Below are 24,153 nucleotides of genomic sequence, written 5' to 3' on the forward strand. Positions count from 1 at the left end.
GCACTGGTCATGGCACCCAACCCTATGCCTTGATCTCAACCCCCCGGAGCGACGCCTCCGCCGCCCGATTCCGCCGGCGCACCGGCCCGGCGCGACGCCACGTACCGTGGCCCGGCACACCGGCCTCGGCAGGCCGGGCCACCCCGTCCGGAATCAGCAGAACGGGCCTCAGCGCAACGCTGAGGCCCGTTCAGGCGTTCGATGGCCCGGAAAGGCGGGCGGACGGCCGTCAGCGGCCGAGGATCAAGCTCATCGCCTCAGACCGCGTCTCGGCATGATCACGGAAGTCGCCGCGCACCGCCGACGTCACCGTCTTCGCGCCCGGCTTGCGCACACCGCGCATCGTCATGCACAGATGCTCGGCCTCGATCACCACGATCGCACCACGCGGCTCCAGCACGCTCATCAGCGCATCGGCGACCTGACTGGTCAGCCGTTCCTGGACCTGCGGGCGGCGCGCATACACGTCCACCAGCCGCGCCAGCTTCGACAGACCCGTGATCTGGCCCTTCATGTTAGGCGTGTACCCCACATGGGCCACTCCGTGGAAGGGAACCAGGTGGTGCTCACAGACCGAGTACACCTCGATGTCCTTCACCAGGACCATCTCTTCATGATCGGCGTCGAACACCGTGGTCAGCGCATCCTCCGGCGTCTGCCGCAGACCGGCGAACTGCTCGGCGTACGCGCGCGCCACCCTGGCCGGTGTCTCACGCAGCCCGTCACGGTCGGGGTCCTCCCCCAGCCCGATCAGGATCTCGCGCACGGCCTTCTCGATCCGCGCATGGTCGAACCCGGGCGGCTCGTCCAGGATCGGTGTCTCGCCCTCGACGAACGCCCGTCCCGCGTCCCGCGCCGCCTGGTCCACCGTCCACTGCCCCTGGGCGCCGGTGGACGACGAGCCTGAGGACGGTGTCACGTCCCCGGGCTCGTCGCGCGCCGACGTTTCGTCTTGCGGATCAACCAACGCGGTCAGCTCTCACCCTGGGCCGGGTCGGCGGCCTCCGAAGCGACACCGCTCTGCCCATTGCCCTTGGTCAGGTCCGTGACGTCCTGCGGGCCGAGAAGGGCCAGCTCCTTACGCGTGAGGATGGGCGGACGGTCGGACGGGAGACGCTTGCCATAGCCGGTGTAGGAGTTCTGATGCGGCCGCTTCTCGATCGGCGCGAAGATCTCCAGCACCATGTCCTTGGACAGGGTCTCCTTCTCCATGAGGTTCACGACCAGTTCGTCGAGGACGTCCCGGTACTCCACGAGGATCTCCCACGCGGTGTCGTGGGCGGCCTCGATGTAGCGGCGGACCTCGTCGTCGATCGCGGACGCTATGTCCTCGGAGTAGTCACGCTCGTGGCCCATGTCGCGGCCGAGGAAGACCTCGCCCTGACCGGAGCCGAACTTGCGCGCTCCAAGACGCTCGCTCATGCCGTACTCGGTCACCATGTTGCGGGCGATGGAGCTGGCCTTCTCGATGTCGTTGGCCGCACCGGTCGTCGGCTCGTGGAAGACCAGTTCCTCCGCGGTGCGCCCACCGAGCAGCATCGCGAGCTGGTCGTTCATCTCCGAGCGCGTGGTGAGGAACTTGTCCTCCATCGGAAGGGTCATGGTGTAGCCCAGGGCCCGTCCGCGAGGAAGGATCGTCACCTTGTGCACGGGGTCGGAGTTCGGCAGCGCGTGCGCCACCAGAGCGTGCCCGCCCTCGTGATAGGCGATGATCTTCTTTTCCTTCTCCGACATCACGCGGGTCTTGCGCTCCGGCCCGGCCATGACGCGGTCGATGGACTCCTCAAGGGTGTCCATGTCGATCAGCTTGCGGTCGAAGCGCGCGGTGAGCAGCGCAGCCTCGTTGATCACGTTGGCCAGGTCGGCGCCCGTGAAGCCGGGGGTGCGGCGCGCGATGATGTCCAGCTCGACGTCCGGGGCGAACGGCTTGCCGCGGCCGTGCACCTTCAGGATGCCCTTGCGGCCCTCCAGGTCCGGGCGGTCCACGGTGACCTGCCGGTCGAACCGGCCGGGACGCAGCAGCGCCGGGTCGAGGATGTCGGGACGGTTCGTCGCCGCGATGAGGATCACGCCGCCCTTGACGTCGAAGCCGTCCATCTCGACCAGCAGCTGGTTGAGGGTCTGCTCACGCTCGTCGTGGCCACCGCCGAGGCCCGCGCCGCGGTGCCGGCCGACGGCGTCGATCTCGTCGATGAAGATGATCGAGGGGGCGTTCGTCTTGGCCTGCTCGAACAGGTCGCGGACGCGGGAGGCGCCCACACCGACGAACATCTCGACGAAGTCGGAGCCGGAGATCGAGTAGAACGGCACCCCCGCCTCGCCGGCCACCGCGCGGGCCAGCAGCGTCTTACCGGTGCCGGGCGGGCCGTACAGCAGCACACCCTTGGGGATCTTGGCGCCGATGGACTGGAACTTCGCCGGGTTCTGCAGGAAGTCCTTGATCTCTTCCAGCTCTTCCAGGGCCTCGTCGGCCCCGGCCACGTCCGCGAAGGTCGTCTTCGGAGTGTCCTTGGTGATGAGCTTGGCCTTGGACTTGCCGAAGTTCATCACGCGCGAGCCGCCGCCCTGCATCTGGTTCATGATGAACAGGAAGATCAGCACGATGATGACGATCGGCAGCAGGCTGAACAGCAGGTTCAGGAAGAAGCTCTGCTTCGGAACCTCCACGTCGTAGCCGCCGGGCAGCTGTTTCGCGTCGACCTGCTTCTGCAACGCCTGCTGGAGCTGGTGTCCCTGGCCGTCGACCCACGACGTCTGCTGATGCTCACCGTTCTTGAGCGTCAGCTCGATCCGCTGGTCCTTGTCAATGATCTTGGCGGACTTCACCTGTCCCGCGTTGATCTCCTGGACGACCTTGGAGGTGTCGACCTTCTCGTACGAGGGGCCGGGGTTGATGCCCCACATGACAAGGGCGACCAAGAGGCCGAACAGCAGGATCCACAGCAGCGGCCCGCGAAAATAGCGCTTCACGTCCATTTATTCGGTTACCCCTCCGGGGCCCGTCCCTCCTGACCAACGTCTGTGTGCGATCCTCGCCCGTCCCCGGGGGACGGACGCCGGGGCGACCAACAATCCGACTCACGAAAGCTCCGTCGCCCTGGGCTCCGGACCCACCGCAGCGGTTTCCCTCCTGTGGCTCCCCAACCCGAGGATCCGGGACACCGACGGTACACCGCAGGACGCAGGAGACGCAGCCGACGCCGTCCTCCTGCATCCCTTCCATATACCCGTCAACGACCTTTGCAACGATTCGTCACGGTCCCTTGTTCCCTGAGGGGCGAGGCTACGCGCCGTCTCCGCCGTAGACGTGGGGGGCGAGCGTGCCGACGAACGGCAGGTTCCGGTACTTCTCCGCGTAGTCGAGCCCGTAGCCGATGACGAACTCGTTGGGGATGTCGAACCCGATGTACCTCACGTCGAGGTCGGTCTTGACCGCCTCCGGCTTGCGCAGCAGCGCGCAGATCTCCAGCGATGCGGGCCCGCGTGAACGCAGGTTGCTGACCAGCCATGACAGGGTCAGACCCGAGTCGACGATGTCCTCCACGATCAGGACGTGCCGGTCCAGGATGTCGGTGTCGAGGTCCTTGAGGATGCGCACGACCCCCGACGACTTCGTCCCGGACCCGTACGACGACACGGCCATCCAGTCCATCGAGGCGGGCGTGTGCAGCGCCCGCGCCAGATCCGCCATGATCATGACGGCGCCCTTGAGTACTCCGACGAGAAGCAGGTCCTTGCCCGCGTAGTCGGCGTCGATCTGCCCGGCGAGCTCCCGCACCTTGTCCTGCAGGTCCGCCTCGGGGACCAGCACCTTCGCCAGGTCTGTGCCCAGGTCTTTCTCGTCCACAACCCCACCCTCATCGCCGAGACCTCGCCCGTCCTGTGGGACGGGCACAGCCGCGCGACGTTCTCCCCGTTCACGCAGCGGACACGTCGTGTGCCGGCTCATGTGGCGAGCCGCACACGGCGCGATGTCAAACCGGGCCGAACAGCAGCTTCCCATACCGCCGGACGGCCCTCAGCCCCCCGGGCAGGTCTACGTGCCGCTGGCCATGCCAGGCCGTGACCAGCCGATCGACCGCATCGACATGGACGGCCGCGAGCGTACCGGGTGGACTGCCGGCCCTGACGACGGCCATCCGCAGAACCCGGGTGCGGACGGCTCTGGCCAGGTCACCGAGCCCTTCGATGCGGAGGGCCACGGCATAGCCGTCTTCGGAGGTTTCCAGGTCGGTGAAAGCCTGTGCGGCGAGCTCGTCCAGGAAGTCCGCGTCGTCGCGCAGCATCCTCGCCGTCCGCGCCAGAGCCTCGGCCACGCCGGGTCCTAGAGATTTCTCCAGGACCGGGAGCGCCTCATGCCGTACGCGTACGCGTGCGTAGGCGGGATCAACGTTGTGGGGGTCGTCCCAGGGGTTCAGCCCCATCGCCTTGCAAGCCCTGCGCGTGGTCGCGCGGTCGATCTCAAGCAGGGGCCTTACGTAGCGGACGCCGGACTCGCGGCGGAAGGCGGCAGGCATGCCGGACAGCGATCGGGCCCCAGAGCCGCGCGCCAATCCCAGCAGGACGGTTTCGGCCTGGTCGTCCTGGGTGTGCCCCAAGAGGACGGCCACGGCCCCGAGCCGGTCGGCCGCATCGTCGAGAGCCGTATAGCGGGCGTCGCGGGCGGCGTTCTCCGGCCCGCCTCCCCCGTCCACCAGGACCGCGACCGATCCGGATGGGTCCAGGCCAAGGCCCGCCATGATCCGGACCACGGCGTCGGCGCGTTCGCCTGAACCGTCCTGCAGACCGTGGTCGATCGTCACCCCGCCTGCCGGATGTCCCGAGCGGGGCGCCTCGAACGCCAGCGCACCAGCGAGCGCCAAGGAATCGGCCCCGCCGCTGCATGCGGCCAGCACCATGGCCCCTGGCTGGAGGTCCGCCAGGACGCGCCGTACCGCGAGACGTACCGCCGCCACCGCCGGATCAGGGCCCATGCAGAATCTTTACCACTACGCGGCATCGCGCACGCGCGACGGTCACCGGACCCAACGGGCCTGGCTCAGGCCTCGTTGGCCTCGGGGGGCGCGTCCAGGGCGCGGGGGCCGACGACCCTGTCCATCCACAGGGCCGGCTCTTTGATCTCGTCGTGCGTGGGCAGTGTCTCCGGCGACTGCCACACCTGGTTGAACCCGCTCATGCCCACTTCGGTGACGACCCGCCGGACGAACCGCGACCCCTCCGCGTACTGCTTCATCTTCAGGTCGATGCCGAGAAGGCGCCGAATCGTCTTGTCGAGCTTGGAGCCGCCGTCCCGCCGCCCCTGGAAGCGTGAACGGATCTGCTGTACGGACGGGACCACTTCCGGGCCGACCGCGTCCATCACGTAGTCGCCGTGTCCCTCGACCAGCGTCATCACCGCGGTGAGGCGGTCGAGGATCGCGCGCTGCTCCGGGCTCTGGATCGCGTCGATGAGGTTGGCGTCGCCGCCGCGCACGGCGTCGGCGACGGCCTCGGCCGCGTCCCGGATACGGTCCAGCATCACGCCGGGGTCGAGGTCGGACGCGAGCAGGAACTTGGTCATCTGCTCCTGCACGTACTCGCGAAGCCACGGGACACCCGTGAACTGGGCCCGGTGCGTCTCCTCGTGGAGACACACCCAGAGGCGGAAGTCGCGTGCCTCCACACCGAGCTCATGCTCCACGTGAACGATGTTGGGAGCGACCAGCGTCAGCCGCCCCGTCGGCGCCTCGCCGGACGGGTCCGGCGGCAGGAACAGCTCGTACTGCCCCAGGACGCGGCTGGCCATGTACGCCAGAATCGCGCCGACCTGCATGCCGGTGACGCGCGAACCCACGGCCTGGACGACGACGTTGCCCGCACCTCCGAGGGGCCCCGGACCACGCCGCTCGTTCATCTGCTCCATGAGCGGTTCCAGCACCACCCGGAATCCGTCCACGTTCGCCCGGATCCAGCCGGGCCTGTCCACGATCGTCGCCGGATCCGGATCGAGCTCGGAGGCCATGCCGGTGAAGTCCCGCACATGCCCGTGGGCGATCTTCGACAGCTCGCGCAGCTCCGCCACGACCTCACGAGCCTCGGCATGGCTGACCTGCGGTCCCGGCCTCACGAGCCGGGTTCCCGCCTGGACGGCCACGTTCCAGTCGATCATTGAGGCGCTCATGTACTCCACCGTACGTTTCGGACGCGGCGCCGAGGCGCCCCTGCACAGTCGTTCAACGAACAACCGTCCTGGTTATCTCCCGTATGGCCGCGCCCACACCCCGCTCAGCCCCCGGCCGAGGGCGCGCCACCGCAGCCGCAGGCGGCGACGGCGGCCGCCAGCTGGTCGAGCTTGCCGGGATCGACCGGCCCCTTGCCATCCCCCGCCATGAAGGCGAACGCGAGCAACCGGCCATCCGCGTCATAGGCGAGCCCTGCCAGCGTGCTGACGCCCGCCAGCGTGCCGGTCTTGGCGCGGACCATCCCGGCCCCCGCCCGGCTGGCCCCGACGGTGAAGCGCGGGGGGCCCAGCGTCCCGGAGAACCCGGCGATCGGGAGACCGGAGACGGCCGCGCGGAGCTCCGGGTGGTCGTCACCGGCGGCGAGCGAGACGATGCGGGCGAGCGCCATCGGCGTGATGCGGTTCCGCGTGGACAGGCCACTGCCGTCGTTCACCGAAACCCCTTCCGTCACGCCCAGCCTGGCGACGACCTGCTCCACGGCCTGGGCGGCGTCCGCGAACGTCGCCGGACGACCCAGCTTGATGGCGACCTGCCGCGCCACCGCTTCCGCCACATCGTTGTCGCTCTCGGTCATCAAGTGCTCCACCAGCGCGGACATCGGCGGTGACTGGACGGCACCGAGCCGCACCGCCCCCTTCTGCGCGACCGTCCGGCGACCGGGCTTCGCACTCACTCCGTTCTTGGACAGCAGCTGCGCGAACTGCTTCGCTGCCGCGGCGGGCGGATCGGAGACCCGTGTCCTCTTGGACGGATCCCCGGGAGACACGCGGCCTTCGTCGACCGTCAGGGCGGTGACCGGAGCGACCTCGCCATCAGGCATGTAATTGGGTTTCCAGCCGGCGGCCGTACGGGGGCCCGCATACGCGGACACGTCGTAGTCCACGCGCACCCGCTGCACACCGGACGCCTTCAGCGCGGTGGCCGTCTGCCGAGCCAGATCCACCAGCGAAGCGAAGGGAGGACGGCCCTCTGGGAGTGCCGGAAGGGCCGTCAAGGTAGGATCCCCGCCTCCGACCAGTACGATTCCGCCACCGGTGCCGTGCACGACCTGTGTGGTGATCCGGTGGGCGGGACCGGCCGAGGCGAGCGCCGCCACCGACGTCACCAGCTTCGTCGTCGAGGCCGGGGTCGCCGGCCGGTGGGACTGCCGCTCGAACAGGGGACGGCGGGTCGCCGCATCGATCACCACCGCGCTGATCTTCGCGCGGGGGCCGCCGATCAGCGCCGAGAGCCGACCGGCCAGGGTGGACGCGTCCGGCGACGGGCCCGACAGGGGATCGGCGGCGGGGATCGCCGCCGAGGCCGGGACGCGTACCAGGTCACGCGCCGCCACGCTGGGCGGCTGCGGGGAAAGGTGGCGGTCGGGTGTGAGTTTGGCCACTGCCAGCCCGGCGGTGACGATGAAAACGTTCAGGAGGGACAGCGACAGGACCACGAGGGCACGGCCCCGTGCAGGCACGCGACCGCCCCTCTCCCACTCAGCACTCACCAACGTGCGACATCCTTATACAAGGGAACATCCTGTGGGGACGGCCTCGCCCACGGGTTCCCGAAAGACTATTCACTGCGAGCGTGCAGGGAGCGGAGGACATCTTGGATTTCGACGTCACCATTGAGATCCCGAAGGGCCAGCGGAACAAGTACGAGGTGGACCACGAGACCGGACGCATCCGGCTCGACCGCATGCTGTTCACCTCGACGCAGTACCCGGCCGACTACGGGTTCATCGAGGACACCCTAGGCGAGGACGGCGACCCGCTTGACGCGCTCGTCCTGCTGCAGGAGCCGACGTTCCCCGGCTGCCTGATCCGCTGCCGCGCGGTGGGCATGTTCCGGATGACCGACGAGGCCGGTGGCGACGACAAGGTCCTGTGCGTCCCCGCGACCGACCCCCGCCAGGAGCACCTGCGCGATATCCACCACGTCGCCGAGTTCGACCGGCTGGAGATACAGCACTTCTTCGAGGTCTACAAGGACCTGGAGCCCGGCAAGTCCGTCGAGGGCGCCAGCTGGGTCGGCCGCGTCGAGGCGGAGCTGGAGATCGAACGCTCCCTCAAGCGCGAGGCGGACCGGGGCGGCCACTGAGCGTCGCCCGCGCAGATCCGCTCCCGCGCCCACGCGACACGACTCGTGAAGAACCCTTCCGCGCGGCACCACGCGGAAGGGTTCTCTTCTTCCACCGCACCCCCACGCCACTGCACGGCAGCGGCTCCGCGTCCTCGCACGGCCTCAGCCGACGGGACGGGTAGCGCCGATCAGGTCACCCCGGTGAATGCCGGAGATGCGGACCCGTGCACCGGTGTAGGGCGCCTCCACCATCTGGCCGTCGCCGACGTAGATGCCCACATGGTGGATGGTGCCGGGATCGGACGTGTCCCTCGCGAAGAAGACGAGGTCACCCGGACGCAACGCGTCGATGGGGACGTGCGGTCCCGACGTCCACTGCGTGCCCGTCCAGTGGTCGAGCCGTACACCGGCCTTGTCCCACGCGTACATCGCCAGGCCCGAGCAGTCGAAGCCTCGGATTCCCGCGCCCTGTGCCACACCGTAGCTTGGACCGGCCGTGGTGCCTCCACCCCACGAGTACGGGGTTGCCAGCCATTTGAGCGCCGCACGCACCGCGATCGCACCACGTTTGGCCGACGTGGTCTGTCCCTCGGCAGGGTGTCCTGAACCCGCGATGGAGGCACGGACCTTGCGTGCTTCCGCCTTCTCCAACGCCCGTACCCGCGCGCGCTTGAGCCGGGCAGTTCGGGCTTGAGCGCTTCCAAGCCGCCGCTCCAGGTGCCGCTTTTCCACCTTGATGCGTTGCACCGAAGCCTGTTGCCTGGCCACCGCCTCCTGCGCGAGCCGTCTGGCCTCCTCGGCACGTCTCGTCGCCGCCCCCTGCTCGTCGAGCGCCTTCTGCGCCTGGCGGCGGAATACGTCCGCGACGGTCTTGGACGCCTCCACGCGGCGAACCATCGCGGTCCGCCGCTTGACGAGCATCTCGACCATCGCGGCACGGTCCATGAAGCCCTGCGGGCCACCGTCGCCGACGAGCGCCGACGAGATCTGGTCGTAGCCGGTGTTGTTCCGGTAGAGCTGCGCGGCGAACGACGCCAGTGCGGCTCGCGTTTCCTCCATCCTCCGGTTCGCCTCAGCCAGCCGTGCCTGGGCGTCCCTGTGGGCATGCTGGGAACGTTGCAGTCCGAGCCGTTCGCCGTTGTAGCGTTCCACCGCGGCCGCAGCGGCCACGGCGAGCCGGTCGAGTTCGCCGTCGGCCTGCGCGAGCTTCGCCTTCGTCCGGCCGACCTCGGCAGCGCGTTCCCTGACCTGCCGTTCGCTGCGCTCAACGTCCCCCGCGCCGGGGGTGGGGTCGGCCGCCGGCGGGCGGGCGGACACCGCCGGAGCCGACAGGCTCACGCAGATCGCCACGGTGGAGAACAGGGCGGCCAGCCGCAGTGCCACGCTGCGGGAATGGGACGAGCTCGCACGACGGATCTGTGCTGCGCCGAATGCCATGAGCACGTCTTCCCCCAGGCATGTACTGCTTAGCGCAAACGATCACCTACGAAGGGTAGTTGACTCGGGCAATGGCGGGTACGTTCGCCACTCCCCGTCAGGGGCCGGACGGCGAGCTTGTACTTGGAGAGACGGCCGTGGCCCCTGATGACGCCTCGGTGGACGGTGACGGATCCGGGCCGTCACCGGATGGTGGCGGCCCAGAGGGCGACGGATTTGGAGACGGCGGGGTCTCGCGATGTGAGGGTGACGGGCGGCCCGGACGGTGAGTCCCGGGTGGTGTGGACGGGTATCCGTGGCCCGGCCCCGTCGGCGTCGGCGAAGGCGAAGGCGTCGGATCCGCGCCTGGAGCGTCGGGCCGCCAGGTGACGTGCACCTGGCTCCCACCGGGCTGGAACGTGATCGTGCCGTCCCCGCCGGAGTTCGACTTCCGCGAGACTTGGACGCGCACGGTCACGCTTTGCCCGGCCGCAAGACGTCCGGATGAAGGGTGAACCCCTACGGCTCCCTGGCTCCTCGCCCGCCAGGTCACCGATCCACTTTCTGCCCGCAGTTCTATGGACCCGTCCGAGTCTCCCGCGAGGTCCAGGAAGAGCGGGGAGACCAGCAGCGTGCTCTTGGCCGCAGGGCTCGAATGGTCATTCGCGGGCGCCGGTGCCGGCGACGGTGTCCGCAGTGCGGTCGGCGGCGCGGACGAGGCTGTCGAACCGAGCGGGAATGTGGCCGACACAGGAGCGGCATCGAGGTAACCGGCACCTTCCGGATGGTCCGCGGACCGCCGGCCGGGGACCGGATACTGCGAAAGGCCGGGAACGGCGCTCGGGCGTGGGCCGGCGACAGTGTCGGCGTCCCGTCGTCCGGTGTCGAACAACCCGTACATGGAGGCGATTCCGCCACCGGACAGAAGCGCCACCACTGCTAGCACCACGACGCCCCGGACCGCTTGGCTCCCGCGCTGCTGCTCATTCGACAGGGAACGTGTTCTGCGCAAGCGGCGTAGGCACGAATGGCCTCCCGGACTCGACGCCCAGGGCGGACGTGCAGGCTGCATGGCCTGGACTGGGAACCCGTCAGGCGTGAACCCGGTGATCCGGGTGGTGACGAAGAGCCGATAGCCGACAAGCTCGGGATCGAGGAAACAGCTCATCACCCGGAGCCGGAGTTCCGCTGCCAGATCGGGTTCCGGCAGCAGTCCGTAGACCTTGGTGGCCGACACGGTACGCGGACGGAACGCGCCGCAGACGGAGCAATCCTCCGCGTGCTCCGCCAGCCGGCCGTTCGCGCCGCCGGTGTGCGAGTCCACGCCGTGCCGTTCCCGCAGCAGCGCGGCACGTTCCGCGCAACCGTACGGGCCCTGGTGCGCGAGCATTTCGGCCGTCAACGCCTCTGCCAGCTCGCCGTGCGCACGATCGAGCGCCGACTGCGCGTCTTTCAGCGGTACGTCGAACACCGCGGCCAAGTCGGGAACGGCCAACTGGTGCCGGACCCGTAGTTCCAGGATCTCCCGGGAGACCGGCAGCAGCGCCAGGACCGCCTGCCACGCCATGATGCGCTGGTCGACGTCCTCCTGGTCGTGGCTGGCGATCGGCACGTCCGGCGGATGATCCGTGGGCGGCAGCCGACGCGCGCATTCCAGCCGGGCGATGGCGTAGAGCCACGGCGCGAACCGGTCCGGGTCGCGCAGCTTTCCGATGTGCGCCTCCGCCACGATGAGCGTGTCGCGCAGCGCCACCTGGGCGGCGTCCCGGCTCCGTAGTTGGAACCAGCAGTACGCGTAAAGCCGGTCGGCATGGGCGTCGTACAGGGCGGCCGGGGCGCCCGGATCACGTTCGCACAGCGCCGCGACCAGGAGATGGTCGTTCATGCCACAAAACGTAAAGGGTCCGGGCGCTCTTTACAGGCCATTTCAAGAGATCGAACTCAGATACCGAACACCATTCTTACTCCTTCGTGACACTTTTGGAGAGTGTCGCGAATGAGACTCTTAGGACGTTACGACCGAAGTACCTCCGATAAAGGATCGATCATCTGCTCACCAGGGCATCGCCCCGGTGAACGATCACGCACTCCACGACGTGAAACACATATGACCGGCGTTCACTCAGGGAGAAGCATTTCCATCATCGGCGGCAACAGCCCTTCGGCCGCCGCCGCGATGGTCGCGACCTGTGCGCTGGTGTAGATGACCGGCTCTCCCGCAATGGCACGTGGGATCGTCCTGGCCGCATGGAACAGCACCCCGGCATGCTCTGCTCCGTCCCGCGCGACACGTGCACCATGCACAACGACCATCGGCGTGACGTGCACGTCCTCACCCAGCTCCTCGGAGAGCAGTTCCGCCACCGTGTCGGCGGCCCGAGCGGCCACACGGGTCACACCGACGACCGGTCTGCGCCCCACCCACAGACGGCTCTGCCCGAGGCGCAACCGTGCACCCCACCGAAGCCGTCGGCTGACGATCGCGTAGATGCCGGACAGGCCCACAACGAGGTGATCGAGATTGGTCGTGGGCGTGGAACCGTCCGGCAAGGCCCGGTCATGCAGAACGTGAAAGCCCGCCGGATCCAGGCGGGCCAGCCTCCGGCCGGTACGCCGCTCGGCCAAGGCACCCCGCCGCCAACTGGTCACAGGTCCCGGCCTGAATCTCGCATACGCCGCGTGCCCGACGAAGACGACGACGGCTACCACGGCTCCCGCCCACCAAACGCTCAGACCGGCCGCAACGACCCCCGATCCGCCGGCCACCACCGCCCGCACCGCGCGCCGTTCCCAGCGGTGCTCCGCGGCCAGCGCGCGGTGGCGATACAGGGCCGAGGCTCCGGCGTTGGACACGCCGACACCGCTGCTGCGCACCTCAAGGCCCCTTCCCCTCGGCCCCCGAGCCGCACCTGGCTGCATAAGCGTGCGGCAGCCCGGCGGTTCCAGCAAGGAGTTTCGAGGACGAGATCTTGGTCTCGAAGTTGACACTGTCATCGTGACAGTGTCATCATCGGGGGCATGGACGGCACCTGGACGATCAACGAGCTGGCGGAACGCGCCGCCGCGGCCCTTGCCGCGGACGGATCCGGGCAGGTCAGCGGCCGGGTGCGTGACCTGCCCAACGAACGGCTGATCCGCTGGTACACCACGATCGGCCTGGTCGACCCGCCCCTCGGCCGGCGTGGCCGCATCGCCCAGTACGGGCCGCGTCATCTCCTGCAGCTCGTCGCGGTCAAGCGCCGCCAGGCCGCGGGCCGCTCGATCGCCGAGATCCAGCTCGAACTCGCCGCCGCCACCGACGCAGCCCTCGAACGAATCGCCGCCCTCCCGTTCCCCGCCCCGATCCACACGCACGAAGACGGAACAGCCGTTGACGGGGTAAGCCCGGTTGAGGGAGCAGTCCCGGTCGACGAAGTGAGCCCGGTGGAACGAGCGCGGCCGGTCGAGCGGACGGCTACGACCGAAGCGGCGAGCCCACCCGGCACGGGAAGCGAAACCGCCCGCGCCACCTTCTGGAGAACGCGCCCAGACGTTTCCTACGGCGCGGTCACCATCACCGACGACTACGGCAGACCAGACGACCACCGAAGGGTGGACCATGCCGGCTCCGACGGACTCGTCGGCTCGGACGACTGCGGAGAGCCTCGCCCCTCTGTCGTCCAGGGTGTCCGGCTCACATCCGGCCTCACCCTCCTGCTGGACGTCCCAGCCCTGAGCGGCGACGACCTCACCGCCATCGAGACCGCCGCACGGCCGCTGCTCGACGAGCTACGCCGGCGCGGTCTCCTCGCCCCCGCAGCAAGCCCCGCGTTCCAGTCCGCCGATCCTTCCCGGAGGTCCCAGTGACCGTGCGCATCCTGCCGCTACCCGACATCGAGCCCCCGGCGACCGATCACGGAATCGGTGCGCTCACGACCGACAGGGGCAACCTGCCGCTCGACTCCGTCGACGTGCACGCCGCGATCACCGGGCTCGCCGCCGGCATCGAAGTCGTCCAAGGCTTCCGCAACCCGTTCGACATACCGCTGGAGGCCACCTACATCTTCCCGCTGCCCGACCGCGCCGCCGTCACCGCGCTGCGCATGGAGGCCGCCGACCGGGTCGTCGAGGGGACGCTGAAAGAGCGCGGCCAGGCCCGGCGGGACTACGACACCGCCATCGCCGCCGGACAGCGCGCCGCGATCGCCGAGGAGGACCGCCCGGACGTCTTCAGCATGCGGGTGGGCAACATCCTCCCCGGCGAACGCGTAACGATCAGGCTGACGCTCAACCAGCCCCTGCCGCACGAGTCGTCCTCCAGCGCGACGTTCCGCTTCCCGCTCGTCGTCGCGCCCCGCTACATCCCGGGTGCGCCGCTCGACGGCGAGCGCGCCGGGCCCGGAGTCGCCGACGACACCGGCGCGGTGCCGGACGCGTCCCGGATCAGTCCGCCCGTCCTGCTGCCGGGTTTCCCCAACCCGGTGCGGCTGGCCATCACCGTCGACATCGACCCGGCCGGGCTGCCGCTGACCCAGATCCGCTCGGCGCTCCACGTGGTGGCCGAAGAGGGCGAGGGTGAACGCACGACCGTCCGGCTGCGGCCGGGTGAACGCCTCGATCGCGACTTCATCCTGCGTATCGATTACGCCCCGCATGAAAGCGCGGCCCTCTCCCTCGTCCCCGACGAGTCCGGTGAGGAGGGAACGTTCAGCATGACCGTGCTCCCCTCCGGAGAAGCCCGGCCGAGCCCACGCGACGTGGTGCTCGTCCTCGACCGTTCCGGCAGCATGCAGGGCTGGAAGATGGTCGCCGCCCGTCGCGCCGCCGCCCGCATCGTCGACACGTTCCGGTCCGAGGACAGGTTCGCCGTCCTGTCCTTCGACACCGTCGTCGAACGTCCCCGCGACCTCGGCACCGGCCTGGTCGAGGGCACCGACCGCAACCGGTTCCGCGCGGTGGAGCATCTGGCGGCGCTGAACGCACGCGGCGGCACCGAGATGCTCGCGCCCCTCGACGAGGGCTGCCGCCTGCTCGCCGGCTCGGTCCGCGACCGGGTGCTGGTCCTCATCACCGACGGCCAGGTCGGCAACGAAGACCAGATCCTCGCCCGCCTGGAACCCCGGTTGCACGGTGTCCGCGTCCACACGGTCGGCATCGACCAGGCCGTCAACGCGGGTTTCCTGAACCGTCTCGCCGCCATCGGCCAGGGCCGTTGCGAACTGGTCGAAAGCGAAGACCGCCTCGACGAGGCGATGGAGCACATCCACCACCGGATCGCCGCGCCGCTCGCGACCGGGCTCAGCCTCCACGCCGACGGCCTGGAGATCGTTCCCGACTCCGTGGCCCCCGGCAGGCTCGGTGCGCTGTTCCCCGGCGTCCCGCTGGTGATCGCGGGCCGTTTCCGCGGCGCCCCATCCGGCTCGCTGTCCGTCCGCGGCACCGCCTCCGGCGGAACGGCCTGGGAGCAGCACGCCACCGGCGTCATCACCAAGGACCCGGCCACCACGTCCATCTGGGCCCGCGCACACCTGCGCGACCTGGAGGACCGCTACACGGCCGGAGGCCCGGACGACCTTGAACAACGCATCGTCAGCACGTCCCTCCGCTTCGGCGTCCTGTGTCGCTTCACCGCGTTCGTCGCCGTGGACAGCAGGGTGGTCACCGATGGCGAAGCCCCGCACCAGGCCGTCCAGCCGGTGGAGATGCCCGGCGGCTGGGAGTCGCCCACCGCCGCCCCGAGAATGACGCACGCGGCCTTCTCGGCCTCGGCGGACGCCTTCATGCCGGCAGCCCTCGCGGCACCGAGCGGTCCGCCGCCGCCTGCCCCGTCCGGCCCGCCGCCTGGATACGGCGCCGATCGCGGCACGCCCCTGCGGGGCACGGGCCGTCCCCCCGGCACATCGGCGCCCGGTGCGGGCTCGGCGGTGCCGGGACGAGCCCGCCGCGCACCCGCCCTCGCCGGGTTCCAGCAGGAACTGGCCAACGTGCTCGACCGCCTCCGCGAGGTCCCCGCCACGCACGACCGGCGCGTCCACCACCTGCTGAGCGATCTCCTGCCCATCCTTGAGTCGATCGTGCAGCGCATGGAGGCGCAGTCCCTGGACGCGACGTCCCTGTCCACACTCCGCAACGACCTGCGCCGCCTGAACCCCGCATCGGACGAGGCCACCATCAACGACCAGTGGGCCCGCGCGCTTCACATCCTCAGCGACTTCACCGGAGCCGCGACACCCCGCCGCCCCTTCTGGAAACGCCAGTGATGGCCCCGTGCCGGCGGGGCCTATCACCCCGCCGGCACGCCCCCGCCCGCCATCCACACCCCCGAACCGAGCAGCACACACGGGGTGCCGCAGACGCACACGGAGTGGAGCGGTTCGGGTCAGCGGCGGGGGCGCCCCCTGGTTGGGGCGCCCCCGCCGGGAATATTGCGTCAGGCGTGCTTGGGCTGGTGGTTACGTCGCAGCAGGGGAACCAGGTTCAGTGCCAGGCCGATCAGGGCGACGGCTCCGACCAGGTTGACGCCCGGGGTGAACTCGGCGAACCCCTCGCCGCCGGCGGCCGTCCCCGATGCGACCAGGGCGGTGACCACCGCCAGGACGAGGGCGGCGCCGACCTGGCCCGATGTCTGGACGAGACCGGAGGCCAGCCCCTGTTCGGAGTCGTCGATCCCCTCCGTCGCCTGACCCATGATCGAACTGAACCCGAAGGCGAACCCGCCGCCCAGCAGCAGCATGGTGGGCAGGATGGTGAACGCGTAGTGCGGCGCGTGCCCGGCCGTGCCCAGGAACCATGCGTAGCCGAGGGTCAGGGACGCCATGGAACTGATGATCAGGCGGGGCGTTCCGTACCGGTCGATCAGCCGGCCCACGAACGGCGAGCCGAAGGCCACGACGAGTCCAGCCGGCAGCAGCGCCATGGCCATCTTCAGCGGCGACCAGCGCAGCACGTCCTGCAGGTAGAGCGTCATCATGAACTGGAAGCTCAGGTACGACCCGAACAGCGCGACGATGCTGAGGTTGGCCCGGATGATCGTCCCGATCCGCAGGATGCCCAACCGGATCAGCGGATGCCGCACCCTGTTCTCGGTGACGAAGAATCCCACGAGCAGCGCCGCCGCCAGCACGATGGAGCCCAGCGTGACCGGGTCGAGCCAGCCCCGGTCAGGCGCGGAAACAACGGTGTAGACGGCGAGCAGCATGCCCCCGGTGAGGGTGACGGCGCCGACGAGGTCGTGGCCGCCGGCGGCGGCCGGCCTGTCCCGCGGGATCAGGACGGCGCCCGCGACCAGGGCGATGAGGGCAAGGGGAACGGGCGTCAGGAACGTCCAGCGCCACCCGAAGCTGGTCAGCAGCCCGCCGAGGATCAGTCCGGACGAGTAGCCGCTGGCGCCGAAAACCGAGAAGACGGACAGGGCCCGGTTGCGTGACGGCCCCTCACGGAACGTGGTGGTCAAAATGGACAGAGCGGTCGGCGCGGTGAATGCGGCGGCCAGGCCCTTCACGAAACGGGTGACGATCAGCAGCGTGCCGTCGTTCACCAGGGCGCCCACCAGGGACGCCAGCGCGAACACGGCCAAAGCGGCGAGGAAGACCCGGCGGCGGCCGAGCAGGTCGGCGGTACGTCCGCCGAGCAGCAGCAGACCGCCGTAGCCAAGGACGTAGCCGTTCACGATCCATTGCAGTGATGTGGTCGAAAGGCCCAGCTCGGCGCCGATCGACGGCAACGCGACGCCCACCATCGAGACGTCGAGGGCGTCGAGGAACAGCACGGCGCACAGGACCGCGAGGACTCCCCACAGCCGGGGGGTCCAGGTCTGTTCGGCCGACGCGCTCGCGGCGGCCGGCGCACGGACGGTCGGGGCAGTTGAGGTGTCGGTGATAGCCACGTCGAAGGACAGTACATGCGCATGCATTAAATGTCCACGCACTAAATTCCTTGGAATTTAATGTGGATGCATCCGATGCGCACACATGGTAAGGTCCGCGACATGGAGGCGGAGTCTGCTCTGGTCGGCCGCTGGCGCAAGCTTGCGACCTGCTACAACACGGTCGCTTGCGCCCTCGAGCGTGCCCTGCAAGACGCCCATGGCCTCAGCATGAGCGAGTACGAGACCCTCGACCGCCTCGTCGACCTCGACTGTGAGAAGCACCGCATGCAGGAGATCGCCGCGGCCATGTACCTCAGCCAGAGCGCCCTGTCCCGCACGGTCGCCCGCCTCGAGAAGCACGGCTACGTCCAGCGCGGCCTCTGCAAGGACGACCGCCGCGGCGTCTTCGTCGAGATCACCGACGCCGGCCGCCGGAGCCACTCCGAGGCACGCGAGACCCACCTGAAGGTCCTCACCGAACACCTCGGCTCCACCCTCTGACCGCACGACCGCAGGGCTTTGCGCCCCGCGGACCGGCTCCGCTTCCCAGACGTGACTGTGCGGCGAGTGCGCTCCACGGGGAACGTGATGCAACCTGACCGTAGGCGGCCGGTCGTCCAGCGGCCGGCCCACAAAGGCCGGTCCATGGGCAGCACGGGCCAGGGCGGAGGTGTTGTGGGCTGTCGCGTGATGCTGCGCCGATTGCGGGCGGCGGACGAGGACGAGTTCGTCCGGCTCGCCGAACAGAGCGCCGACCTGCACAAGGACTGGGTCAGGACGCCGGCCGACCCGGAGGCGTTCCGCGAGTACCTGGGCCGGTTCGCGGACCCGGCGGCCGGCGAGGCACTGCTGATCAAACGGGCGGACACGGGCGCCATCGCGGGTCATGCCACGCTCACCGGCATCGTCCGCGGACCGTACGACCGCGCGATCCTCGGTTTCGCCGCCTTCACACCGAACGCGGGCCGTGGCTTCATGACGGAAGGCGTCGGCCTGACCGTCCTCTACGCTTTCGGCCCGCTGGGCCTTCACCGGGTCGAGGCGGATGTCCAGCCGGGCAACGAACCCTCCCGCCGACTGGTCCGCCGGCTCGGCTTCCGGCGGGAAGGGTTCTCTCCCGAGTTCATCAACATCGGCGGCATCTGGCGCGACCACGAACGCTGGGCCCTCACCGCCGGCATGACCACCAGCCTCCCCCCATGCGACGCGAACCTGATGCCGTAGCCCGTTTCCTGACCGGCCGTTTTCGCAGGTGACGGTGACGAGATCGGGCGGCAGCCCGTGCGCGGCCCGGATCGGCCGTCGTATATCGGTTTAATGATCTCCCTAAACGACCTATAAAGGGACAAAACCGGACAGTGCGCCAAGTCGCACGCATCGATTGCCGACGAGAGGTGGACGGGCGTGGCGCACAGTGGACACACGGGCGAAAGCTCCGAGTGGCCGGGCACCCTGGACGTGGGCGCGCTGCTCGAGTCGGGATGGCGACCGACACCGTTCCGGCAGTTCATTCTCAAGATCCACAGCCGCTGCAACCTGAAATGTACGTACTGCTACATGTACGAGATGGCTGACCAAAATTGGCGGAAACAGCCTCGTCGTATGACGAAACCCACGGTCGTCAAGGTTGCGGAACGGATCGCCGAACACGCTCGCGCCAACAAGCTTCCCGGGATCGATGTCATCCTGCATGGCGGGGAGCCGCTCCTCGCGGGCCTCGAGCACCTCCGGTACGCATTGCACACCATCCGATCCGCCATCGATCCGATGACCACGGTCACCTTCCACGTGCAGACCAATGGCGTACTGCTCGACACCAACTTTCTCAACCTGTTCGACGAACTGGGCGTTCTCCTGGGAGTGAGTCTGGATGGCGATCAGGACGGTCACGATTCGCATCGAAAGCGCGCCGACGGCCGGGGGAGCTATCAAGCGGTGGCCGCCGGGCTCGACCTGCTCAACGCACCGCAGTACAGGCACCTCTTCTCCGGCTTGCTGACCACCATCGATCTAGGCGCCGACCCATTGAAGACCTACGACGCGCTTCTAGCATTCCGCCCATCGTCCATCGATTTCCTGCTCCCCCATGGCAACTGGGACACGCCGCCCCCCGGCCTGCCCGCGCCCGGGCGGACACCCTATGCGGACTGGCTGATCGCGATCTTCGACCGCTGGTATCGGGCACCCGTCCAGGAGACCCGGATCAGGATGTTCGTCGAAATCATGCGCATGCTCGGTGGCCGCCCGTCCCGCAGCGAGGCCCTTGGGCTGTCGCCGGTGGCGGTCACGGTCGTCGAGACCGACGGGTCCATCGAACTGGTCGACACGCTCAAATCCGCCTACGAGGGGGCGGCCTCCACTCGTCTGCACGTCTTCCGCGACAGTTTCGACTCGGCGCTCATGCTCGCTCCGGTCGCGGCACGGCAGATCGGCATCGCGGCTCTATCGCCCAAATGCCGGGCGTGCGACGTCCATCGCGTGTGCGGCGGCGGCCTTTATCCGCACCGGTACCGGGCGGGACGCGGTTTCCGGAACCCGAGCGTGTTCTGCACGGACCTCCTGCGCCTGATCACTCACGTCCGGCAGGTCATGGTGGACGATCTGGCCGAACTGACGGGATCGCGTGGCTGATGCTGTCCGAAAGGACGTTTCTCAGCCTCGCTCGCGGCGGTGGTGGCGAGAAAGCCGTCGAAGAACTGCGTGCCATCCACCGGGGACGAGTGCTGGTTCTGATACGGGGATTGCTGGATAAGGCACAGGAAGCGGGGCATCCCGAAGCCGGTATGGCCGCAGACGGCTTCGAGCTGCTCAACTCACTCCGCCGCGCCCATCCGAACCTGGTCAATGAGATCCTCGCCTATCCAACGGTCACCGCCTGGGTGCGGCGGACGCTCACAGAGCTGCGCGAGGGGCGGCCGTCCCATCCAGGGCGGCTGGCATGCGCAGCCGCCGTAGCGGCTTACCGGGTCGGCAGCGACCGGGCCGTAGTGGTTCCGGCGGAGAACGGCGCCGTCGTCCTGCCCGGGCTTGGACGCGCGACCCTGCTTGACCGCGCCACGGCCGAGTTCGGCTCCGGACGAGTCGGGCACGTGACCCTGAGCGACGGCGAACCCGGTTGGACGCCCCTGCGGACCTTGCACGCCCGGCACGATGGGATCGCCGTCAGATTCGTCATCGAGGATGGCGATCCCGACCGGATGCCCGGTGCAGGCACCGTCACAGGACGCCTCGACGATCTGGCCGTCAGGCAGTGGCAGGACGTCCTCTCGGAGGCATGGCAGAGCATGGCTTCGCTGCATTGGACCACTGCCACCGAGGTTTCCGCCGCCATCACCGCGTTGACGCCTCTGCGTACGTCCGGAAACGGGCATGTGAGCGGCACACCGACCCACGCCTTCGGCAACATCGGCCTGTCGACACCGCCTGGGCCGCTTGAGCTCGCGGAAACGTTGGCCCACGAGGTGCAGCACGTGAAACTCAGTGCCCTGCTGGAGATCGTTCCATTGACGCTCCGTGACGACCGCCCCCTCCACTACGCGCCCTGGCGGCCGGATCCGCGCCCTATCGCGGGTCTGCTCCAGGGGACGTACGCCTATCTGGGCGTTACCGGCTTCTGGCGCAGGCAGCGAGAAGTCGAACGCGGGAACCAAGCGCTGCGTGCGCACAGCGAGTTCGCGCGTTGGCGAGAGGCTGCCGGCCAGGCGGCACGAACGCTGGCCGACAGTGAACGCCTCACCGATATGGGCATGGTCTTCGTGGAAGAGATGGCGCGGACACTCAGGGTATGGCGGCGGGAGTACGTCCCCCCTGTCGCCCACCGGAATGCCAGAGCGAACGCGGACGAACATCGCTCATCATGGCGCAGCCGCCATTCCTGACCACACCCCCTAAACCGAGGCGCGCGCCTAAATCGGAGGTGGGTCGAAGTCGCAGTCGAGGTGACGTTGTTTTTTGGCGACGATTGCATCGGGGTGTTCCTGACCGAGCGTCGCCGCATAGTGGTCCATCGTCGCCGTGTGGAGGTTCAGCGCCTCCTCCTTCATTCCCGCGGTGAGCAGATCCGTGGCGAGGTTGGCCGCGCAAGCGAGCGTCATAGGGTGGCGATCACCGAGAGTCTGCGTCAACCGCCACAGCGTTCCCCGCCCCAGTTGAACGGCCCCTTCGATGTCGTCCAGCGCGGCGAGGTCGCTGGCGAGATTCACCGCGACCGTTAGCGGGTAATGGTGATCGCGCCCCAACCTCGCTTCCAGACCTGCGAGAGCCTGCTCGTTCAATGTACGCGCCTTGGCCGCCTCCCCGGTCACCCGTCGCAGAAGCGCGAGGTTCCCGGTGCAGCCGTAGTTATAGGGGTGTTCCGGGCCGTAGACGCCCGGATACCGGTTCACGGTGTCCGCCGCCAGCGTCATCGCGTTGTCGAGTTCCCCCATCGTCCGCTGGATGTTCGCCAGGCACATCGCGGATGCAAGCGTATCCGGATGGGTCAGTCCGAAAAGCCGCAAGTAGCGTGAGTGGACGTTCAGAGCCATTTCCTGGGCATTCTCGAACTCGCCTACCCGCCGCCAGGAGATGGACAGGTCCTTCGCGGCACGGAGCGTCCAGGGGTGGTCGGCACCGAGTTCGGTGACCCCGTACGCGTGCACCTCCACACCAAGGTCGCACGCCTCGGCATAGTCGCCACAGAGCCGGACCGCCCGCGCCAGCCCGCTCCACGGAGCGAGAAGGTCCACCGCGTCACCGGAACGCCCGAGCGCACGTTGCTGGATATAGGCGCGCTCATGGTACTCCTTGCATTTCTCATACTGGCTGTTGAGTCCGTGATCCAGCCCGAGACTGTTGACCACGCGCGCCGTCTGCGGCTCGCGTTTCTGGAACGCCCGATTGTGCCGTTCGAGCGACTTCATGTCGTGATCCAGCGCTTGCGAGAACTCGCCGCCGGCACGGTAGTCGGCACCGAGGCTGTTGAGGAGCTGGAGCGTCTCCGGATGTTCCGCTCCTGCGACCCTTTCCATCGCCGGCATCGTCCGGAAGTCAAGGTCGTAGGCGCCCTGGAAGTCACCGAGGTCCCGGAGAACATTGCCGAGATGACGCTGTGCGCGGAGAACATCCATCTCCTCCGGTGACCCGTCCAGGGACCACCGCTTGATGAACTGCTCAAGGAAGTTGCGCGCCGACCCGTAGTCGCCGGACGCCCGCAGGTATCGGACCACCTGGAGCAGCATCTCCCGTACTTCCGGGTCATGGCTTTCCGCGATCTCGGCAGGCTGGACATGGCCGAGCAGGTCGAAGTACTCCGACCAGCTTGTCGGGTCCTGCGGCACGTCCGGTGCGGCCTGCGCCAGGAGCAGGTAGACCTCGCTCCGGATACGTGCCCGGTCGGACTTTCCGAGTTCCTCACGGACCAGCGCTTGGATCAGCCGGTGCACCTGAATCGTCCGGCTGGTCGTGTTGTCGATCTTGGCGAGCGCATAGCGGCCGAGTTCTCCGATGGCGCGGCTCAGTCGAATCGGGTCGTCGAGCAGCTCCGCTATCTCCGGGCTCAGCTTCGGGTGACTCTGGTTGAAGACGTCCCGCGGGATGGGCTCCGGGCTGAAGAAGGCGCAGTAGCGGAGCAGCTCGACCGCTTCGGGCAGCGACTTTCGCAGGCTGCTGACCGACAGCCCCCACGCGGCCGTCATCGATTCCGGGTACTCCGACGGCTTGCCCACGGACAACAGCTCGGCCGTCCGCTCGGCCAGCAGCTCCAGATACTCCGACACGGGCATGCCGGTCTCCGCCTGAAGCGCGCCGGCCTGCTCGAGTGCAAGCGGAAGGTCGCCGAGTTCATCCGCCAGGCGGTCGGCGTCGGGATCGTCGACCGTGCGGGGAACTCGCTTGGCCAGGAACTTCAGGCTCTCCCTCCGGGTGAACACGTCGACGGGGACGGTCTCGTAGACGCCGCTCCACCGGTGGTTACGCGAGGTGATCAAGACATGGCCGGGCCCGGCGCTGGGGATGAGTTCGGTCAGGTCCTCGGGTTGATCGGCGTTATCGAAGATCAGCAGCCATTTGTCGAACGGGTCGCCGCGCCTCAACGCGTCCAGCACGGAGTTGCAGGCGTCCTCGATGCCCGTCACGGTCATCGGAGGAAGGTTGAGATGCGGGGAGAGAGCGGCCAACGCGGACCGCAGCAGATTCGGCTGGTCCGCCGACACCCACCAGACCAGGTCATAATGCGCACCGAACCTGTGCGCGTACTCGACCGCCATCTGGGTCTTGCCGACTCCGCCGAGTCCATGGAGGGCGTGCGGCGCGGACACGACAGCCGTCACCTTGCCCGTTATTCCCTCCTGCCCCGTTATTCCCGCCCGCAGCCTGTCGAGAAGTTCTTCACGTCCGATGAAGTTCCTGTTCCGCGGGGGAACCTTCTTCCCCCACACCTGAGGAACCCGCCTGGCGCCCATCCCGCCCTGACCAGCCGATAGCTCCACGTGTACCGCCTCCGGTTCCCGCTCGCGGACGGCGACCCTTTTCGTCACCCGATGGGACGCCGACCACGATACTCGCAACACCCAGAAAGGAACATGCCATTTAGGACGTCCAATAAAATCGAGAGCGACCGGCCAT

Annotated in this window: 18 protein-coding genes; 7 read left to right on the top strand and 11 right to left on the bottom strand. The window is 68.6% G+C overall.

The genetic code is table 11. The annotated features are described in order from the left end of the window. Window positions 1–229: 229 nt before the first annotated feature. The 6 genes from folE to dacB form a co-directional block, all read right to left on the bottom strand. Window positions 230–814, bottom strand: a complete 585-nt coding sequence (gene folE / locus ACGFIS_RS16985; RefSeq protein ID WP_392905994.1) for a GTP cyclohydrolase I FolE — start codon at window positions 812–814, stop codon at window positions 230–232. Between the two features lie 158 nt (window positions 815–972). Then, window positions 973–2,976, bottom strand: a complete 2,004-nt coding sequence (gene ftsH / locus ACGFIS_RS16990) for an ATP-dependent zinc metalloprotease FtsH (protein WP_392905879.1) — start codon at window positions 2,974–2,976, stop codon at window positions 973–975. 307 nt (window positions 2,977–3,283) lie between these two features. Continuing rightward, window positions 3,284–3,847, bottom strand: coding sequence for a hypoxanthine phosphoribosyltransferase (hpt, locus tag ACGFIS_RS16995; protein ID WP_392905880.1), 564 nt, complete (start codon window positions 3,845–3,847; stop codon window positions 3,284–3,286). A gap of 127 nt (window positions 3,848–3,974) precedes the next feature. Continuing rightward, the gene (tilS, locus tag ACGFIS_RS17000) at window positions 3,975–4,973 is read right to left on the bottom strand and encodes a tRNA lysidine(34) synthetase TilS (protein WP_392905882.1); all 999 of its coding nucleotides are present in this window, start codon (window positions 4,971–4,973) and stop codon (window positions 3,975–3,977) included. 65 nt (window positions 4,974–5,038) lie between these two features. After that, window positions 5,039–6,148, bottom strand: coding sequence for a zinc-dependent metalloprotease (locus tag ACGFIS_RS17005; RefSeq protein ID WP_392905996.1), 1,110 nt, complete (start codon window positions 6,146–6,148; stop codon window positions 5,039–5,041). 116 nt (window positions 6,149–6,264) lie between these two features. Continuing rightward, window positions 6,265–7,680: a D-alanyl-D-alanine carboxypeptidase/D-alanyl-D-alanine-endopeptidase gene (gene dacB, locus ACGFIS_RS17010; protein WP_392905884.1), complete on the bottom strand. Its 1,416-nt coding sequence runs from the start codon at window positions 7,678–7,680 to the stop codon at window positions 6,265–6,267. 134 nt (window positions 7,681–7,814) lie between these two features. On the opposite strand from dacB, the gene ACGFIS_RS17015 reads away from it, so the two are divergent. Beyond that, entirely contained in the window at window positions 7,815–8,306 is a 492-nt protein-coding gene (locus ACGFIS_RS17015; protein WP_392905885.1) for an inorganic diphosphatase, read from the top strand. A gap of 144 nt (window positions 8,307–8,450) precedes the next feature. Here the strand turns inward: ACGFIS_RS17015 and ACGFIS_RS17020 are convergent, their stop codons facing one another. The 3 genes from ACGFIS_RS17020 to ACGFIS_RS17030 all read right to left on the bottom strand — a co-directional run bounded on the left by ACGFIS_RS17020 (window position 8,451) and on the right by ACGFIS_RS17030 (window position 12,578). Then, window positions 8,451–9,671, bottom strand: coding sequence for an NlpC/P60 family protein (locus ACGFIS_RS17020; RefSeq protein ID WP_392971528.1), 1,221 nt, complete (start codon window positions 9,669–9,671; stop codon window positions 8,451–8,453). 151 nt (window positions 9,672–9,822) lie between these two features. Then, window positions 9,823–11,589, bottom strand: coding sequence for an RNA polymerase sigma factor (locus ACGFIS_RS17025; protein WP_392905888.1), 1,767 nt, complete (start codon window positions 11,587–11,589; stop codon window positions 9,823–9,825). Between the two features lie 233 nt (window positions 11,590–11,822). Beyond that, window positions 11,823–12,578, bottom strand: a complete 756-nt coding sequence (locus tag ACGFIS_RS17030) for a nuclease-related domain-containing protein (RefSeq protein WP_392905890.1) — start codon at window positions 12,576–12,578, stop codon at window positions 11,823–11,825. Window positions 12,579–12,722: 144 nt separating this feature from the next. Here ACGFIS_RS17030 and ACGFIS_RS17035 point away from each other — a divergent pair, with 144 nt between their 5' ends. Together ACGFIS_RS17035 and ACGFIS_RS17040 are read left to right on the top strand one after the other, a co-directional pair. Further along, the gene (locus ACGFIS_RS17035) at window positions 12,723–13,550 is read left to right on the top strand and encodes a MerR family transcriptional regulator (RefSeq protein ID WP_392971531.1); all 828 of its coding nucleotides are present in this window, start codon (window positions 12,723–12,725) and stop codon (window positions 13,548–13,550) included. Then, window positions 13,547–15,943: a VIT domain-containing protein gene (locus tag ACGFIS_RS17040; RefSeq protein ID WP_392971534.1), complete on the top strand. Its 2,397-nt coding sequence runs from the start codon at window positions 13,547–13,549 to the stop codon at window positions 15,941–15,943. The genes ACGFIS_RS17035 and ACGFIS_RS17040 overlap by 4 nt, the downstream gene beginning before the upstream one ends. Before the next feature lie 170 nt (window positions 15,944–16,113). Here ACGFIS_RS17040 and ACGFIS_RS17045 read toward each other — a convergent pair whose 3' ends face one another. Next, on the bottom strand, window positions 16,114–17,568 hold the full coding sequence (locus ACGFIS_RS17045; protein ID WP_392971537.1) for an MFS transporter: 1,455 nt from the start codon (window positions 17,566–17,568) through the stop codon (window positions 16,114–16,116). A 75-nt stretch (window positions 17,569–17,643) separates the two neighbouring features. Here ACGFIS_RS17045 and ACGFIS_RS17050 point away from each other — a divergent pair, with 75 nt between their 5' ends. The 4 genes from ACGFIS_RS17050 to ACGFIS_RS17065 all read left to right on the top strand — a co-directional run bounded on the left by ACGFIS_RS17050 (window position 17,644) and on the right by ACGFIS_RS17065 (window position 21,428). Then, the gene (locus ACGFIS_RS17050; RefSeq protein ID WP_392905895.1) at window positions 17,644–18,051 is read left to right on the top strand and encodes a MarR family winged helix-turn-helix transcriptional regulator; all 408 of its coding nucleotides are present in this window, start codon (window positions 17,644–17,646) and stop codon (window positions 18,049–18,051) included. 189 nt (window positions 18,052–18,240) lie between these two features. Further along, window positions 18,241–18,774, top strand: a complete 534-nt coding sequence (locus ACGFIS_RS17055) for a GNAT family N-acetyltransferase (RefSeq protein WP_392971540.1) — start codon at window positions 18,241–18,243, stop codon at window positions 18,772–18,774. A 180-nt stretch (window positions 18,775–18,954) separates the two neighbouring features. Next, complete coding sequence (locus tag ACGFIS_RS17060; RefSeq protein ID WP_392905898.1) at window positions 18,955–20,181, top strand: FxsB family cyclophane-forming radical SAM/SPASM peptide maturase; 1,227 nt, start codon at window positions 18,955–18,957, stop codon at window positions 20,179–20,181. After that, window positions 20,181–21,428, top strand: a complete 1,248-nt coding sequence (locus ACGFIS_RS17065; protein WP_392971543.1) for an HEXXH motif domain-containing protein — start codon at window positions 20,181–20,183, stop codon at window positions 21,426–21,428. The genes ACGFIS_RS17060 and ACGFIS_RS17065 overlap by 1 nt, the downstream gene beginning before the upstream one ends. Window positions 21,429–21,455: 27 nt before the next feature. Here the strand turns inward: ACGFIS_RS17065 and fxsT are convergent, their stop codons facing one another. Beyond that, entirely contained in the window at window positions 21,456–23,990 is a 2,535-nt protein-coding gene (gene fxsT / locus ACGFIS_RS17070) for an FxSxx-COOH system tetratricopeptide repeat protein (RefSeq protein ID WP_392905998.1), read from the bottom strand. Window positions 23,991–24,153 lie beyond the last annotated feature (163 nt).

Origin of the sequence: Spirillospora sp. NPDC048824 (assembly GCF_043198455.1) — a bacterium.
Classification (GTDB): domain Bacteria; phylum Actinomycetota; class Actinomycetes; order Streptosporangiales; family Streptosporangiaceae; genus Spirillospora.

Bases quoted from the DNA above. Each gene is read 5' to 3' on its own strand.
- ACGFIS_RS17035 (WP_392971531.1), top strand. From the start codon at position 12,723: ATGGACGGCACCTGGACGATCAACGAGCTGGCGGAACGCGCCGCCGCG.
- ACGFIS_RS17005 (WP_392905996.1), bottom strand. From the start codon at position 6,148: ATGATCGACTGGAACGTGGCCGTCCAGGCGGGAACCCGGCTCGTGAGG.
- ACGFIS_RS17025 (WP_392905888.1), bottom strand. From the start codon at position 11,589: ATGAACGACCATCTCCTGGTCGCGGCGCTGTGCGAACGTGATCCGGGC.
- tilS (WP_392905882.1), bottom strand. From the start codon at position 4,973: ATGGGCCCTGATCCGGCGGTGGCGGCGGTACGTCTCGCGGTACGGCGC.
- ACGFIS_RS17065 (WP_392971543.1), top strand. From the start codon at position 20,181: ATGCTGTCCGAAAGGACGTTTCTCAGCCTCGCTCGCGGCGGTGGTGGC.
- ACGFIS_RS17050 (WP_392905895.1), top strand. From the start codon at position 17,644: ATGCGCACACATGGTAAGGTCCGCGACATGGAGGCGGAGTCTGCTCTG.
- fxsT (WP_392905998.1), bottom strand. From the start codon at position 23,990: ATGGGCGCCAGGCGGGTTCCTCAGGTGTGGGGGAAGAAGGTTCCCCCG.
- ftsH (WP_392905879.1), bottom strand. From the start codon at position 2,976: ATGGACGTGAAGCGCTATTTTCGCGGGCCGCTGCTGTGGATCCTGCTG.
- ACGFIS_RS17055 (WP_392971540.1), top strand. From the start codon at position 18,241: ATGCTGCGCCGATTGCGGGCGGCGGACGAGGACGAGTTCGTCCGGCTC.